Source organism: Amycolatopsis sp. DSM 110486 (assembly GCF_019468465.1).
Lineage (GTDB): Bacteria > Actinomycetota > Actinomycetes > Mycobacteriales > Pseudonocardiaceae > Amycolatopsis.
Map to the genome: position 1 here is coordinate 3,075,912 of NZ_CP080519.1, position 14,045 is coordinate 3,089,956.

The window sequence follows — 14,045 nt, forward strand, 5'->3', positions numbered from 1 at the left end:
CTCAGCTCGCGCAGGCGCCCGTGCTCACGTTCGTCGTCTGCGACGGCGCCGCCGCGACCTCCGCGCGCACCTGTTCCGCGGTCAGGGTGAAGCCCGTGTCCGGATCTTCCACCGCCGCGCCGAAGACGACGCCGATCACGTCGCCGTCGGGGGTGATCATGGGGCCGCCGGAGTTGCCGCTGCGGATGCCCGCGCGAATGGTGAACACGTCGCGCTGCACGGTGTTGGCGTCGTAGATGTCGGGGCCGCGCAGGTTGATGCGGCCGCGCACGCGGGCGGCGGTGGACGTGTACGGGCCGTCGAGCGGGTAGCCGAGCACGATGGCGTTGTCGCCGGCGCGCGCGGTTTCCTGCGCGAACGGCAACGCGGGCGCGGACAGGCCCGGCACGGCCAGCACGGCGATGTCGACCTCGGGGTTGAAGTACACGACGCGCGCCCGGTAGTCGCCGCGCGTGGACTCGATGCCGACCTCGTTCGTGCCCGCGACCACGTGCGCGTTGGTCATCACGCGCTGCGGCGCGATCACGAAACCGCTGCCCTCCAGCGATTTCGAGCACGACGGCGCGTTGCCGCGGATCTTCACCACGCTCGGGTGCACCCGGCGCGCGACCGCGCTGATGTTCATCGACGTGTCCGGCGGCGCGGCGTCGGCGGCGGGCGCCTTTTCGAACGGCGAGAGCGCCGACGGGAAACCCGACGCGTCGAGCAGCTTGCGCAGGTCGCTCGGCAGGCCCTGGGCCTCGGCCGGCATCAGGTTGTTGACCTCGCCCAGCACGACCGACGAGTTGATCGACTTGGCGAGCCCAGGGATGACCGACACGGTGGTGAGCGGGTTCGCGACCAGCCACGCCACCACGAAAACCGCCGCGGCCTGGACGATCGCACCCAGCGTCTTGTCCACTCCGGACAGCTTGTCGGGGTTGATCTTCTGGCGCAGCTTGCGCCCGATCCACACCCCGAGCGTTTCGCCGAGCACCACGAGGAACACCACCACGGCGAGCGCGAAGGCCACCTTCGCCACGGGGTTGTCGAACAGTTCGATCACGAACGGCGCCAGCTTCACGCCGAGCACCGCCCCGATGGCGACCCCGATCAGCGCGGGCAGCGCGACGATCACGCCCTGGAACGCCCCCGAAACAGCCGCCAGCACCGCCAGCACCAGCACGAGGACATCGACCCAGTTCACGCCGTCACTCCCCGATCGCCTCTCCCCGCGCCACGTTGCGGGCCCGGTGTTCGGCCAACGCTACGTCAAGGTCGCGCACGTCGCCGGTGTCCCAGTCGCGCTCCCAGCCGCCGAGCGAAAGCAGCACCGACAGCAGGCCGGCGGTGAAGCCCCAGATGAACAGGCCGTCGACGTCGAAGCCCGGGCCCTTCCACGACGCACCACGCTTCTGGACCATGAACCGGTTCGCCGGATCGGCGAGGTCTGAGAGCGCAACGCGCGCGACAGCGGCCGTCTCGCCGAGGTCGACGGCGTGCACGGGCGAAGGCGTGTGCCAATAGGCGAGCACAGGCGTCACGGCGAAGCGCGACACCGGCACGGGCAGCTCCGGCAGGATCGCGATCGGCAGGATGCCCCCCGGGTCCACGCCAGTCTCCTCCTCGGCCTCGCGCAGGGCGGTGCCGACGGGTCCGCCGTCGCCGTCCTCCGCGCCGCCGCCCGGAAACGCGACCTGGCCCGCGTGCGAGCCGAGCGTGTCGGCGCGGCGCTGCAACAGCACGTCGGGACCGTCGGCGCGTTCGCCGAAGAGGATCAGCACGGCGGCCGAGCGCGTGAGCGACTCGTCGACGGTGAAGCGGGTGAAGGTGCGGCTCTCGACCTCAGCGGACACCTTCACCAGCGGCCGCAGCCATTCGGGCACGGCTTCGGGGTCGACGAGGGGACCGGTCATGAGAAGTCCTTCACAGCTGCGCGCACCTGGTCGGTGCTGTCGAACGTGCGGGGGCTGGAGATGAAGCGCACTTGACCGTCGGGGGTGACGAGGTAGGACGCGGGCAGGTTCGAGGGCACTTTCAGCGCGGTGCGGATCGGACCGGTCTGGCCGTCGCCGTCGTACAGCGAGGGCAGGTGGACGCCGATGTCTTGCAGCAAGCCGAGTCCGTCGGCGGCCGGGCTGGCGATCTGTACGCCGATGACCCGCACGGCGCCGGGCTCCGCGGCGTAGGTCTGCAGCACGGGCAGCTCGGTGCGGCACGCCACGCACCACGAGGCCCACACGTTCACCAGCGTCGGGCCGCCGGCGAGCACCTTGCCGACGTCGACGCGCGAGCCGTCGCCGAGGCAGTCGGCCTGGATACCGGACAGCTCGCCGACAGCGGGTCCGGGCGACGGCGGCGGGCAGGCCTGCAGCGCGGCCTTCGCGCGTACGCCGGCGAGGTCACCGGTCGCCGCGGGCGCGTCCTTCGAGCCGCCACGCGTCGTGAGCACGGCGACCAGCACCGCGACCACCAGGACCGCGACGCCGAGTGCCCATTTGGTGACCGTGGTCACCCGCGCGCCGCCAGCTCGAGGATGTGCTCACGCTCCTCGCCCTTGACGAGCTTCGCGGCGACCTCGAACTCCGTGGGTCCCAGTCCGTAGGACGGGCAGTCCTTCTTCAGCGGGCACGCGCCGCACGCGGGCTTGCGCGAGTGGCACACGCGCCGGCCGTGGAAGATCACCCGGTGGGACAGCATCGTCCACTCCTTGCGCGGGATCAGCTCCCCCACGGCGTGCTCGACCTTCACCGGGTCTTCCTCGGCCGTCCAGCCCCAGCGGCGCACGAGGCGGCCGAAGTGGGTGTCGACCGTGATTCCCGGCACGTCGAACGCGTTGCCGAGCACGACGTTGGCCGTTTTGCGCCCGACCCCGGGCAGCGTCACGAGGTCGTCGAGCTTCTTGGGCACCTCGCCGTCGAAGCGCTCCACGAGCGCTGCGCCCAGCCCCATCACCGAGTTGGCCTTGGCCCTGAAAAACCCGGTGGGCCTCAGGAACTCCTCGAGCTCGGTGCGATCGGCGCCCGCGTAGGCGGCCGCCGTGGGATAGCGCTTGAACAACGCGGGCGTGACCAGGTTCACCCGCACGTCGGTGGTCTGCGCGGAAAGCACCACCGCGACCAGCAGTTCCAGCGGATTCGTGAAGTCCAGCTCGGCTTTCGCGTCGGGATACACCTCGTCGAGGCAACGCTTCATACGCCGGGCGCGTCTCACCAAGGCAAGCCGGCTTTCACCGGCGCCCTCGCGGGGGGCGTTCGTGACGGCAGGTGGCACCCCGATAGCCTACGGGCGCGTCGGACGAGCCGGGCGGGAGCACCCGCCGGTGGACGGCCGACACGCCAGAGCACCACCTCGGCGCACCGTGTGCCGCGAGGAGCGAGGATCTGGAGTCGATGCTTACTTTCCGTAGTGGATGTGTGTCATGACCGCGTGGTTCGTGATTCTGGTCCCACTGGTGATCATGTTCTTCGCTCTCTTCATGGAGCGGGTGGAAAGCCGCCTCAAGCACGTCGCGGTGCAGGAGAACGAGGTCGAGGAGTTCCTGGAGCAGGCTCAACCCAACGAGGTCAGGGCCCTCTACGGCCACGGGATCGGCCGTGCTCTTGAGCTGTTTCGGCTCCGCAGGCTGGGCGGACGGGCAGCCAGGCTTCGCGCGCGCCGCGTGCGGAGTTAGGCTCCCTGTTCGTGCGAGATCGTCTCCGGCTGCCGCGCCCCGCGCGGCGAGCCGACGGGCGATCTCGCCGACACGCCCTAGACTGACGCGAAAGTGATCGGCGACACGGCCTTCGACCTGCGGAGGAAGTGATCGTTTCTCGACGAGGAGGCACCCGAGGTGGACGAAACCCTGGCCCGTGCGGGCATTTTCCAGGGTGTTGAGCCTGCAGCCGCTGAGGCTCTGGCCCAGACCTTGGAATCCGTGGAGTTTCCCCGCGGCCATGTCATCTTCAGCGAGGGTGAGCCGGGCGACAAGCTGTACATCATCCAGTCCGGCAAGGTGAAGATCGGCCGCAAGTCGCCGGACGGCCGCGAGAACCTGTTGGGCATCTTCGGCCCGTCGGACATGTTCGGCGAGCTGTCCATCTTCGACCCGGGCCCGCGCACGTCGAGTGCGACCACGGTCACCGAGGTCCGCGCCGTCACCATGGACCGCCCGGCCCTGCGCCAGTGGATCTCGACGCGGCCGGAGATCGCGGAGCAGCTGCTGCGCGTCGTGGCCCGCAGGCTGCGCCGGACCAACAACATGGTCGCCGAGCTGATCTTCACCGACGTGCCCGGCCGCGTGGCCCGCGCGCTCCTGCAGCTCGCGCAGCGCTTCGGCAGCCAGGAGGCCGGCCTGCTGCGCGTGACCCACGACCTCACGCAGGAGGAGATCGCCCAGTACGTCGGCGCCTCCCGCGAGACCGTCAACAAGGCCCTCGCCGACTTCGCCCACCGCGGCTGGCTGCGGCTGGAAGGCAAGAGCGTCCTCATCCTCGACCCGGAGCGCCTCGCCCGCCGCGCGCGGTGACTTTGGCCTCGGCTCCGCCGAGGCGTGCGAGATCGCGCCGACTTCTTCCCTCCCGGTTTTCGCGCGGCCCCTGAGCCGCGCGAAAACCGCTCAATCCAGAAGCCGGCGCGATCTCGCGGCTGTGGTCACCACGCCCCCACTCTTCGTTGAACGAAGGCCACCCTCGCCCCTACCGGCGCCGGGTGGCTTTCGTCGCTTCTGAGGCTTTTGGGGCTACAGCTGGGCTCCAGACTTTATGGGCGTCCCCCACACGAGCGGCATCCGGCCGACCTGGCCGTGTCGCGGCGCGTTTTTCTTCCACAACAGGGAAACTGAGTGGACCACCCGGCGCGATCCCGCACGCCCTGGCGGAGCCAGGGCAAACGACAGGGAGCCGGGCGCCACCCCCGACGTGGCGCACCGGCTCCTTGCCTCGCGCGGACCATCCCCCGACGACCCGCGCTCCCCGCCCTCCGGTTCAGGCCCCGACCCGTATGCCGGAGGGAGCTGGGATGTGCTGTTTCTCAACCATCATGGCCACTACCCACGAATTCAAGGCCATTCACTCTCAAGGACGCCGCTTCGGCCGTTTCGTTGCACGAGTTCACTGAGAATCCATAGAGCGTTACAGGATCGAGACCTCTGCGGCGTAACCGAAGCCGTTCGATGGAGGTGACGCACCTGACCGCAAAACAACTGGTACTTCCGTACCACTCGCAGGCATACTGGTACGCGTGTCCCACTCTGCTCCCTCCGAAGGTCGCACCACACTCGCCGACTACCGTGCCGCGCTGAGGGCCCCCGGCTCTCGCCGCCCGGTCGTCGCGTCGGTGCTCGCCCGCTTGCCGATCGCGATGATCGGCATCTCGGCGCTGCTCTACGTGCAGCGCGAGACCGGCTCGTTCGCCGCCGCCGGGCTGGTTTCCGCCAGCTCGCTCGCCGGCGTGTCCGTGGGCGCGGTGGTGCAGGGGCGCCTCATCGACCGCTACGGGCCGACGCGTCCGCTGCTGGTCACGGTGGGACTGTTCGCGCTGTCGATGGTCGCGCTGGCCCTGGCGATCGAGGCCCACGCGCCGACGTTTCTGCTGGTCGCGCTGGCCGCCGCCACGGGTCTGTCGGAGCCGATGATCGGATCGGCCTCGCGTGCGTTGTGGACGAAGCTGCTTCCGGAAGGCCCCGCGCGCAACGCGGCCTTCTCGTACGAAGCGATCAGCATGGAGGTTTTCTTCATTCTCGGCCCGGGCATCGCGGGTCTGCTGATCACGGCGCCGTGGGCCGGCACGGGCATGGTCGTGGGTGCCGCGGCGATGGTCACCGGCGCGACGGTGTTCGCACTGAGCCCCGCCGTGCGCGCTTGGGGTCCTGCTCCGCGCGCGAAGACGCGGCTGTTGGGTGCGCTGGCGAGCCCCGGCATGCGGACGCTCGCCGTGGCCGCGCTGGGCTTCGGTGTGGTGATCGGGTTCGTCGAGGTGGCCGTGCCGGCCGCCGCGACGGAGTCCGGCCACGCGGCGTTGAGCGGGCTGCTGCTTTCGGCGTGGTCGCTGACGTCGGTGGCGTTCGGCGTGGCGTACAGCCTGCATCCGTGGCCGCGCCGGCTGGGCCTGCGCCTGCCCGCGTTGCTGGGCGGGTTCGGCGCGCTGGTGGCACTGCTGGCGCTGCCGTCGTCGCTGTGGGCGCTGGCGCTGCTGATGCTGCTGGCGGGCGCGATGATCACGCCGCAGTCGACCACGCACTCGACGGCGATCGAGACCGTCGCGCCGCGCGGTACGGCCGCGGAGGCCTTCGGCTGGGTCCTCACGGCGGTGACGCTGGGGCTGGCCGCGGGCCAGTCGGTGAGCGGTTACCTGGTCGAGCACTCAGGTCCGAGCGCGTCGTTCCTGGCCGCCGGCGTGGCCGGGGTGGCGCTGGCGATCGTGGTGTGGCTGATGCGCGGCACGGTGCGCGCGCCGGCCGCGGAGCCGACCGACTCGGGTGAGCTCGTGGGCGCCCGCCACTGACGTTTCAGCAGTTCAGCGGCATCGTAGCCGGTTTTTGTCGGTGGCCCGCGCTAGCTTCGCGGACATGGATCTGACGTCACCGGCGCGGCCGCTGTCCACGGCCGTGAACGCCGCCGCGCGCCTGCTCCCGAGGCAGGCCGCGCTGCGGCTGTGCACTGACGCGGACGGGCTCGAGGTCGCCGGCAGCGACCGCGACCTGTCCGTGCGCTTGGCATGCCCGGCGACATCCCACACCGATGGGGAGGTGCTCGTGCCGGCGGCGCCGCTGGCCGAGACGCTGAAGATGCTGGACGTCGACCAGGTGCGCCTGGTCGTCGAAGGCAGCCGGCTGGCGGTGCGCGTGGAAGGGGCGCGCTTCGCCTTGCCGCTGCTGGACCGGGGTGCGCTCGTGGAGCCCGCGCAGCCACCTCGGTTGTCCGAAGTGGACGGGGAGCTCCTGGCGGCCGCGGTCCGCACGGTCGCGGGCACGGCCGCGAAGGACGATCCACTGCCGGTCTTCACGGGCGTGCGCGTGCAGAGCTCCGGTGACACGCTCGTGCTCACCGCCTCGGACCGCTACCGGATGGCCGTGGCGCGCGTGCCGTTGCGAGCGGCGTGGGGGCCGCTCGACGTGCTCGTGCCCGCGCGCCTGCTGGCCGAGGCCACGCGCCACGCCACCGGCACCCTCACCCTCCAAGCCGACAGCGGCCACTTCGGCCTGTCCTGGGCCGGCGGCACTGTCACCACCGCAGTCCTCGACGCGGGGTTCCTGTCGGCCGACGCCATCCCGTCCGGCGACGTCGACACGGAGGTCGAGCTGCCCGCCGACGCCCTCGCCGCGGCCATCCGCCGCGTCGGCGTCTACGCCGAAGACCGCCGCGTGCTGACCCTCGGGGTGGGCGACGCACACGTCCGCCTCGCCAGCACCCGCGCCGACACAGGCGAAGCCGAGGAAACCCTGAAGGCAAACGTTTGCGGCGGCCGCACCTCGCCGTCGTTCCAGGCGCGTTACCTGCTGGACGCCCTCGCGCCGTTCGCGGACTCCACCGTGCGGCTGTCGATCCAGCCGGGGCTGCGCGCGTGCGTCTTGACGGCGGCGGAGGCGCAGGAGGTGAGCCTCACGTACTACCTCATGCCGATGCTGCCCCGCTGAGGCAGTCGGGGCGCACCCCCCGCGGGCTTTCCGCGACCTCATCGACTGCTCGCTGCACGTACGAGGTCACCGCCCAGCAGGTCGTCGACCGCCGAATCAGGGCGCGACCCAGCTGCCGGAGCGTTTGATCGTCCGGATCATCGGCGCCGTCTCGACCTGGTGGACGCCGGGGAGGGCGCCGAGGCGCGTGGCGAGGAAGTCGTAGAGGGCGTCGTCGTCGCGGCAGCCGATGCTGAGGGTCAGGTTGGTCGGACCGGTGGTGGCGGCGACGAGCGCGACTTCCGGGTAGGTCGCCACCTCGCGGGCGACGGCGTCGAGGCGGGACGGGGTGACGCCAAGCCACAGCAGGGCCGACAGGGATGCGCCGAGCAGGGCGGCGTCGACCTCGACGTCGAAGTAGAGGGCGCCCGTGGCGCGCAGGTGCTCGAGGCGGCGGCGGACGGTCGTTTCGGAGCGTCCCGACGCGGCGGCGAGGGTGGCCAGCGAAGCGCGGCCGTCGTGGGCCAGGGCGGCGAAGAGGGCGTCGTCACCGGGTTCCAGGCGCGGCGAAACGGTGCTTCCACTGGTGCGGCCGTCCCAGACGGGGGTCAGGGCGGCGACCTGAGCGGCGTCCAACGCACTCGCCCGGCCCGGCCAGCCCGCCGGACCACCGGCGAAGCGACGCAGCAATCGATGCGCCGTCACGGACACCACGCGCGGCGTGCGCGGCAGCTGCCCGAGCAACAGGCCCTCGTCGGCCTCCTGCCGGGGCGCCGAGGTGTAGCAGGCGATCTCCGTACCGCCGGACGTCAGGCTGACCCACGACGTGTCGTCGCGCCGCGCCAGCGCCGTGGCGATCACGCCGGCCGCGTCGGGCATGCAGCGCACGCGAAGCAGCCACTGCACGCGCCCGAGCTTCGTCACCTCCGGCACACCCACGACCCGCACCACCCCCGTCGAGCGCAGCCGGTGGTAGCGGCGCGCCACGGTCTGGTCCGACACGCCCAGCACCTCGGCCAGGCGGCTGAACGGCACGCGCCCGTCGAGCTGGAACGCGTGCGTCAGCCGGCGGTCGAGGTCGTCGAGCTGAGGTGAATCCACCGGATCAGCCTATTCCCTGTCGGATTTCAAGCATCTGGAGCGAATGAGCAGCCTGAACCACCAGCACGGACGAGAGTCGGGGTCACCGGAAGGAGCCGCGAATGAACCTCGACCACACCGTCTTCCTGGCCCAGCGCTACGAGCGCGTCTGGCAGCTCTACGAGCAGCTCGGCTTCACCCTCAGCCCGCCGTCGCGCCACTTCGCCGCGGGCACCAGCGGCAGCGAGCCGACGCTCAGCTGCACGGCGAACCGCTGCACCTACTTCGGCGACTCGTTCGTCGAGCTGATCGGCATCGTCGAAGCGAAGGCGGGCGACCCGTGGCACGTGCTGCCGATCGTCGCGCGCGGCGACGGCCTGCACGGCGTGTCCTTCGGCGTCCCCGACACCGAGGCCGCCGAGCGCCGGCTGCGCGAAGCCGGCCTGTCGAAGTCCGGCGTGCTTTCCCTGCAACGAGACGTCGACACCCCCGAAGGACCCCGCACCGCGCGGTTCCGCAGCGTCCACCTGCTCCGCGACCGCACGCCGGAAGGCATCCTGCACACGGCCGAGCACCTCACGCCGGAGTACGTGTTCCAGCCGCAGTTCCTCAGCCATGCCAACACGGCGAAAGGCCTCGACAGCGTCCAGCTCGTCGTCGCCGACGCCGACCTGCCCGCCTACACCCGACGCTACGAACAAATCCTCGACCAGAAGCCCACCAACAACTCCTTCGCCCTGAGCACAGGACGGCTCGACCTCGTCCCCGCGACCCGGCTCGACGACGTCCTCCCGGGCGAGCAGGCGCCCCGCCTGCCGTACTTCGCGGCGCAGACCGTCGCCGTCGAAACCCTCACTCCCGCAAGGAAACTTGCCGCCGACGCCGGCCTCCCCACTGTCGATCTTCGCGACGGCGGCTTTTTCGTCCCCGCCGCCCACGCGGGCGGTGCGGCCCTCGGTTTCGTGGAAAGGTGAACGTGATGATCATCGAGACGACCGCCGGCTTGGTCCGCGGCGCCGGCGGCGCGTTCCGCGGCATCCCCTACGCCCGTCAGGAACGCTTCCAGCTGCCGGCCGAAGCCCCCGCGTGGACAGGCGTGCGCGACGCGCTGGAACCCGGCCCGGCGGCGGTCCAGCTGCCGTCGCGGCTCGAGCCCGTCGTCGGGCCGATGACGCTGGCGCAGTCGGAGGATTGCCTGTCGCTCAACGTCTTCACGCCCTCGACCACCGGCTCGCGCCCGGTCCTGGTGTGGATCCACGGCGGCGCGTTCCTCACCGGCTCAGGCGGCCAGGGCTGGTACGACGGCACGCGCCTCGCGAACGAGGCCGACGTCGTCGTGGTCTCCCTCAACTACCGCCTCGGCGTGTTCGGCTTCCTGCCGCTCGACGGCGTCGCGCCGCCCAACCTCGGCATCGCCGACCAGCTCGCCGCGCTGGAGTGGGTGCGCGACAACGCGGCGGCCTTCGGCGGCGACCCGTCACGCGTCACGCTCGCCGGCCAGTCGGCGGGCGCGCAGTCGACGCTCACCCTCTGGTCCGCGGCTCGCGCGCAGGGCCTGGTGCACCAGATCGGGCTGCAGAGCGCGCCGGTCGGACTGCCGCCGCAGACCCCGGACGAAGCCGCGGGCTGGGCGGAGAAGTACCTCCACGCCCTCGGCGCGAGCACCGCGGAAGAGCTCATCAAGATGCCCGCCACGCAGCTGATCGACGGCCTCAAGACACTCGCTGCCCAGGTCAAGACCGGGATCGTGCCGCCGTTCCAGCTCGTCGCCGACCACGACCCCGTGGCCGAAGACCTGATCGCCGCCGCGAAACCCGGCCGCGCGCTCGTCAGCTGGACTCGCGACGAAGTCCGCGCCTACGATCCCGCGGCGCCCCAAGCACAAGTCGACCAGCAGACGGCCGCCCTCTTCAGCGGCGACCTCCCACGGCTGACCAAGCAACTCGGCGAAGACGCGACCCTCATGCGCTTCGACTGGTCCGCCCCCGGCAACCCGTACGGCGCCTGCCACTGCCTCGACGTCCCGTTCCTCTTCGGCACGCACGACGCCGCGCCGGAAGCCGCCTGCCTCGCGGGTGCCCCGGAAGGCCTGCCCGAGATCAACGACCTCCGCCGAGTGTGGGCCCAGTTCCTCCACGGCGAACGCCCGGTCGTCGACACCCCGCTGCTCACCGCGTTCTGATCAGTTCCGAGTGCGACAAGGGCCGCTCACCAGCCCGGTGAGCGGCCCTTCCCCAAGCCGTCAGGCCGCCGAAGCAGCCTTCACCGCCGCCTCGACCTCGGCGAACGACGGGTTCACCATCGCGGTCGACCCGACGATCACCGTCGGCACGGTCTCGTTGCCGTTCGCCACCTCGCGCACGCGCTCGGCCGCACCCGGCTCCTCCCAGATGTTGATCTCCTTGACGTTCAGGCCGCTCGCCATCAGCGGCCGCCGCAGCGCCGCGCAGAAGCCGCAGCCCGGCCGCCAGTAGAACTCGACCTCGACGTCACTCATCGCCCGTCCTCCGAAGCACGTAGGTAGTCCAGCTGCGCCCGCACGCTCATTTCGGCAGGCGCCCACAGCGCCCGGTCGACGTCCGCATAGACCACCTCGACCACCTGTCGTGGCGAAGCGTCGGCCCCGAGCACCTTCAAGGCGGAACGCACCTGGTCCAGCCGCTGTTCCCGGTGGGCCAGGTATTCGCGCGCGGTCGCGGGCAGATCCGCCAGCTCCGGGCCGTGGCCGGGCAGGCCGGGCGTGCCGTCGGGCAGCTCGATGAGCTTGCTCAACGAGCGCAGGTAGTCGCCGAGGTCCTTGAGCACGGTCGTGCCGCGCCCGAGGATCGTGTCGCCGGTCAGGATCTGGCCGGCGACGTGCAGGGAGACGGAGTCGTCGGTGTGCCCGGGCGTGTGCAGCACGCGGAACTCGAGCCCGCCCGCGGTGAACACCTCACCATCGGCCAAGGCCGAAGCGCCGACGCACAGCGAAGCGTCGAACGCCCGAATCGGAGCGCCCACGCGCTCGGCGAACCACGGCGCGCCCTCGGCGTGGTCGGCGTGGTGGTGGGTCAGCACCACGAGCTCGACGGCGCCGATGGCCGCGAGCTTCTCCAGGTGCTCCAGGTCGTGGTACCCGGGGTCGACAACCACGCCGGCCGACGCGTCCGGACCACGCAGGAACCAGCTGTTCGTGCCCTCGAGCGTCATCGTCGACGGGTTGTTCTCCAGCAGCACCTGCGCGGTCTCGGAGACGCGGCGAAGCACGCCGTACGCGGGAGCAGTCACCGGTCAGACCTCCGTCGGGTCGAGGACGACGCGGAAGCGGTCGCCTTCCTTGATGAGCGTCGGCATGGTCCGCACGATCTCGCGCGGAGCCGCCAGCAGGGCTTCGGCCGTGGCGAACTCGTCGATCTCGACGAGCGTGAGCCACGTCGGGGGCATCAGCATGCGGCGGCCTTCGCGGGCGTCGCCGATCGCGGCCGACGGGCGCTGCCAACCCGTGGCGTGTGCCTCGGAGGTCGCGCCGTCCGCGCGCTGGCCTTCGGGCAGCTTCGCGGAGAAGAAGCGGGTGTCGTAGCGGCGCGGTTCCTGCGGCGGCGTGACCCAGTGGGCGAACGGTCGCAGCAGGTCCGCTCGCAGCGTCAGCCCGGCGTCGGCGAGGAACGCGGCGAGCGAGATTTCCCGGCTCTCCAAGGCTTTCCGGGCTTCGGCGTACGGCGCGACATCGGCGACCACCGCGTCTTCCGTGCCCGCCAGCAATACGCCGGACTCCTCGAACGTCTCGCGCACGGCCGCGCACACGAGCGCGCGGGCGAGGCTCTCGTCGCACGTGAACTGCGCGGCCCACCAGCTCGGCGGCGGTCCGGCCCACGCGACGGACGCGTCGGCGTCGCGCGGATCCACCCCGCCGCCGGGGAACACGGTCATGCCGCCGGCGAAGGGCATGCCCTTCACGCGGTGTTGCAGGAAGACTTCGAGACCGTCCGCGCCGTCGCGGGTGAGGATCACCGTGGCGGCGTCCTTGGGCTTCACGGGTGGGCCGTCGGCGTTCGCCCTCGTGCTGACTCCGGCCCCTACGGGGATGTCGAAAAGGAACTCACGCGGCCGATCCACCGAGGCAACATACCTCGCACCAGTGACCTCACGCCCACAAGTTGTGACATGTCACCGACGCACCGCAGCCCCGGACCCACGCGGGGCCCGGGGCTGCGATAAGAACGTCAGAACCTCAGGACGACGACCAGCGGTCGCCACCCGAACGGGACGCACCGTTGAGCCGCAACCGGGCCGCCTCGGCGCGTTCGCGCTCGGCCAGCTCCTCGTGCAGCTCGCGCAGCAGCGCGCGGTCGCGCTCCGACAGGCTCGGGTCGTCCAGATCCAGCGCCGGCAGCTCCACGACCTCGTGCATGCTCGGCTTGCCCGCGGCGATCTCGCGGCCCTTCTCAGGGTCCTCGGCCAGCGCCTGACGCAGCTGGGCGACCTCGGCCGGCGTCAGGTCGGCGGTGCGCTCGGCGCGCGTCTCCGACCGCGACTTGCGCGAGTTGTCCACCTGCGGGGTGGGCGCGTTCTGCACGATCGGCACCACGGGGGCGACGGCCTCGGGCGCCTGCCGGATGCTGTGCCGGCTCGGGGCCTCCATCACCACCGGCTCAACCACGGGCGTCGGCACCGGGGTGGGTGCCGGAGCCGGAGCCGGTGGCGGGGTCACGACCGGCTCGGGCCGGTAGTCCGAGGTCGTCGTGTGCGTGCTGCCGGTGACCCACACCGGCGTGGCGACGGACGCGGCCGACTGGTGGTAGGCGGACCGCGCGACACCCGGGCCGCTGACCTCGACGACCGAGCGGATGCCGGCGCGGCGCAGGGCCGTGTCGACGCGGAACGCGACCGCGGGCGGGTTGCCCTCCGGGCCCAGCTCCACCAGCACCACGCGCTGCGGCAGCGCACCCGGCACGGAACCCGCCGGGGTGTTGCGCCACACCGCGTGCACCGAGCGGACGTCCGGCAGCACCTGCAAGGTGCGGTCGAGCGCCTCGGCCAGCCCGAACTCCGGCTGGTTGTCGCCGGTGAAGCGGTGGCTGTGGACCTGCTCGGCCTCGTCGACCAGCAGGTCGTTGGCGAGCGTCGCGTCCGACCGGCTCATCTCGAGCACCAGCGCCAGCTCGCGCTGCTCCGCCGAGCTGACGGTGATGCGGCCCGCGATGAGCGTGCCGGTCGTCAGTTCCACGGCTTCGTCGATGTGCGCGCGGGCGATCAGCTCGCGCGCTTCGGTGAGCGCGCTGTCGTCGATGCGGCCCGCCAGGGCCAGCAACAAGTTGTGCAGGCGCAGGGGCACCGAGAACCCGTCCATAGGCGGGCCTTCGTGAACCTCCACCATTGCTCTGCTCCTCCCAGCTCGCCTGGCGGCTCGAGC

15 protein-coding genes are annotated in these 14,045 nt (G+C 71.5%); 6 read left to right on the top strand and 9 right to left on the bottom strand.

Annotated elements, in window-relative coordinates:
- Nucleotide 1: 1 nt before the first annotated feature.
- From K1T34_RS14980 to nth, 4 genes are read right to left on the bottom strand one after another with little or no spacing between them, the layout of a single operon-like run.
- Entirely contained in the window at nt 2-1,186 is a 1,185-nt protein-coding gene (locus tag K1T34_RS14980) for a MarP family serine protease (RefSeq protein ID WP_220244867.1), read from the bottom strand.
- A 4-nt stretch (nt 1,187-1,190) separates the two neighbouring features.
- The gene (locus K1T34_RS14985; protein WP_220244868.1) at nt 1,191-1,895 is read right to left on the bottom strand and encodes a CoA pyrophosphatase; all 705 of its coding nucleotides are present in this window, start codon (nt 1,893-1,895) and stop codon (nt 1,191-1,193) included.
- Complete coding sequence (locus K1T34_RS14990; protein ID WP_220244869.1) at nt 1,892-2,494, bottom strand: TlpA disulfide reductase family protein; 603 nt, start codon at nt 2,492-2,494, stop codon at nt 1,892-1,894. Before K1T34_RS14990 ends, K1T34_RS14985 begins: the two co-directional genes overlap by 4 nt.
- Nucleotides 2,491-3,174, bottom strand: a complete 684-nt coding sequence (gene nth, locus K1T34_RS14995; RefSeq protein WP_220244870.1) for an endonuclease III — start codon at nt 3,172-3,174, stop codon at nt 2,491-2,493. Before nth ends, K1T34_RS14990 begins: the two co-directional genes overlap by 4 nt.
- A gap of 226 nt (nt 3,175-3,400) precedes the next feature.
- Between nth and K1T34_RS15000 the strand changes: the two genes are divergently transcribed.
- The 4 genes from K1T34_RS15000 (at nt 3,401) to K1T34_RS15015 (ending at nt 7,594) form a co-directional block, all read left to right on the top strand.
- A complete protein-coding gene (locus K1T34_RS15000) occupies nt 3,401-3,652 on the top strand; it encodes a hypothetical protein (protein WP_204092841.1) in 252 nt (83 codons plus the stop codon).
- 159 nt (nt 3,653-3,811) lie between these two features.
- Nucleotides 3,812-4,486: a Crp/Fnr family transcriptional regulator gene (locus tag K1T34_RS15005; RefSeq protein WP_204092840.1), complete on the top strand. Its 675-nt coding sequence runs from the start codon at nt 3,812-3,814 to the stop codon at nt 4,484-4,486.
- 713 nt (nt 4,487-5,199) lie between these two features.
- Entirely contained in the window at nt 5,200-6,462 is a 1,263-nt protein-coding gene (locus tag K1T34_RS15010; RefSeq protein ID WP_220244871.1) for an MFS transporter, read from the top strand.
- A gap of 64 nt (nt 6,463-6,526) precedes the next feature.
- Complete coding sequence (locus K1T34_RS15015; protein WP_220244872.1) at nt 6,527-7,594, top strand: DNA polymerase III subunit beta; 1,068 nt, start codon at nt 6,527-6,529, stop codon at nt 7,592-7,594.
- Nucleotides 7,595-7,690: 96 nt separating this feature from the next.
- Here K1T34_RS15015 and K1T34_RS15020 read toward each other — a convergent pair whose 3' ends face one another.
- Nucleotides 7,691-8,674, bottom strand: a complete 984-nt coding sequence (locus K1T34_RS15020; protein ID WP_220244873.1) for an Lrp/AsnC family transcriptional regulator — start codon at nt 8,672-8,674, stop codon at nt 7,691-7,693.
- Nucleotides 8,675-8,775: 101 nt separating this feature from the next.
- Here K1T34_RS15020 and K1T34_RS15025 point away from each other — a divergent pair, with 101 nt between their 5' ends.
- Both K1T34_RS15025 and K1T34_RS15030 read left to right on the top strand, forming a co-directional pair.
- On the top strand, nt 8,776-9,627 hold the full coding sequence (locus K1T34_RS15025) for a VOC family protein (protein ID WP_220244874.1): 852 nt from the start codon (nt 8,776-8,778) through the stop codon (nt 9,625-9,627).
- A 5-nt stretch (nt 9,628-9,632) separates the two neighbouring features.
- Nucleotides 9,633-10,835 (top strand): carboxylesterase family protein, encoded by a 1,203-nt coding sequence (locus K1T34_RS15030; protein ID WP_220244875.1) that lies wholly within the window; start codon nt 9,633-9,635, stop codon nt 10,833-10,835.
- A 60-nt stretch (nt 10,836-10,895) separates the two neighbouring features.
- On the opposite strand, the gene K1T34_RS15035 is transcribed toward K1T34_RS15030, so the two are convergent.
- The 4 genes from K1T34_RS15035 to K1T34_RS15050 form a co-directional block, all read right to left on the bottom strand.
- Nucleotides 10,896-11,150: a glutaredoxin domain-containing protein gene (locus K1T34_RS15035; RefSeq protein ID WP_220244876.1), complete on the bottom strand. Its 255-nt coding sequence runs from the start codon at nt 11,148-11,150 to the stop codon at nt 10,896-10,898.
- On the bottom strand, nt 11,147-11,920 hold the full coding sequence (locus K1T34_RS15040) for an MBL fold metallo-hydrolase (protein ID WP_220244877.1): 774 nt from the start codon (nt 11,918-11,920) through the stop codon (nt 11,147-11,149). The genes K1T34_RS15035 and K1T34_RS15040 overlap by 4 nt, the downstream gene beginning before the upstream one ends.
- Nucleotides 11,921-11,923: 3 nt before the next feature.
- Nucleotides 11,924-12,748, bottom strand: coding sequence for an NUDIX domain-containing protein (locus tag K1T34_RS15045; RefSeq protein WP_220244878.1), 825 nt, complete (start codon nt 12,746-12,748; stop codon nt 11,924-11,926).
- A 115-nt stretch (nt 12,749-12,863) separates the two neighbouring features.
- Nucleotides 12,864-14,009 (bottom strand): hypothetical protein, encoded by a 1,146-nt coding sequence (locus K1T34_RS15050; protein WP_220244879.1) that lies wholly within the window; start codon nt 14,007-14,009, stop codon nt 12,864-12,866.
- Between the last annotated feature and the right edge of the window lie 36 nt (nt 14,010-14,045).

Excerpts from the sequence above, each read along its gene's own strand:
- K1T34_RS15025 (WP_220244874.1), top strand. The coding sequence starts at position 8,776 with ATGAACCTCGACCACACCGTCTTCCTGGCCCAGCGCTACGAGCGCGTC.
- K1T34_RS15015 (WP_220244872.1), top strand. The coding sequence starts at position 6,527 with ATGGATCTGACGTCACCGGCGCGGCCGCTGTCCACGGCCGTGAACGCC.
- nth (WP_220244870.1), bottom strand. The coding sequence starts at position 3,174 with ATGAAGCGTTGCCTCGACGAGGTGTATCCCGACGCGAAAGCCGAGCTG.
- K1T34_RS15000 (WP_204092841.1), top strand. The coding sequence starts at position 3,401 with ATGACCGCGTGGTTCGTGATTCTGGTCCCACTGGTGATCATGTTCTTC.
- K1T34_RS15035 (WP_220244876.1), bottom strand. The coding sequence starts at position 11,150 with ATGAGTGACGTCGAGGTCGAGTTCTACTGGCGGCCGGGCTGCGGCTTC.
- K1T34_RS14985 (WP_220244868.1), bottom strand. The coding sequence starts at position 1,895 with ATGACCGGTCCCCTCGTCGACCCCGAAGCCGTGCCCGAATGGCTGCGG.
- K1T34_RS15050 (WP_220244879.1), bottom strand. The coding sequence starts at position 14,009 with ATGGTGGAGGTTCACGAAGGCCCGCCTATGGACGGGTTCTCGGTGCCC.
- K1T34_RS15030 (WP_220244875.1), top strand. The coding sequence starts at position 9,633 with ATGATCATCGAGACGACCGCCGGCTTGGTCCGCGGCGCCGGCGGCGCG.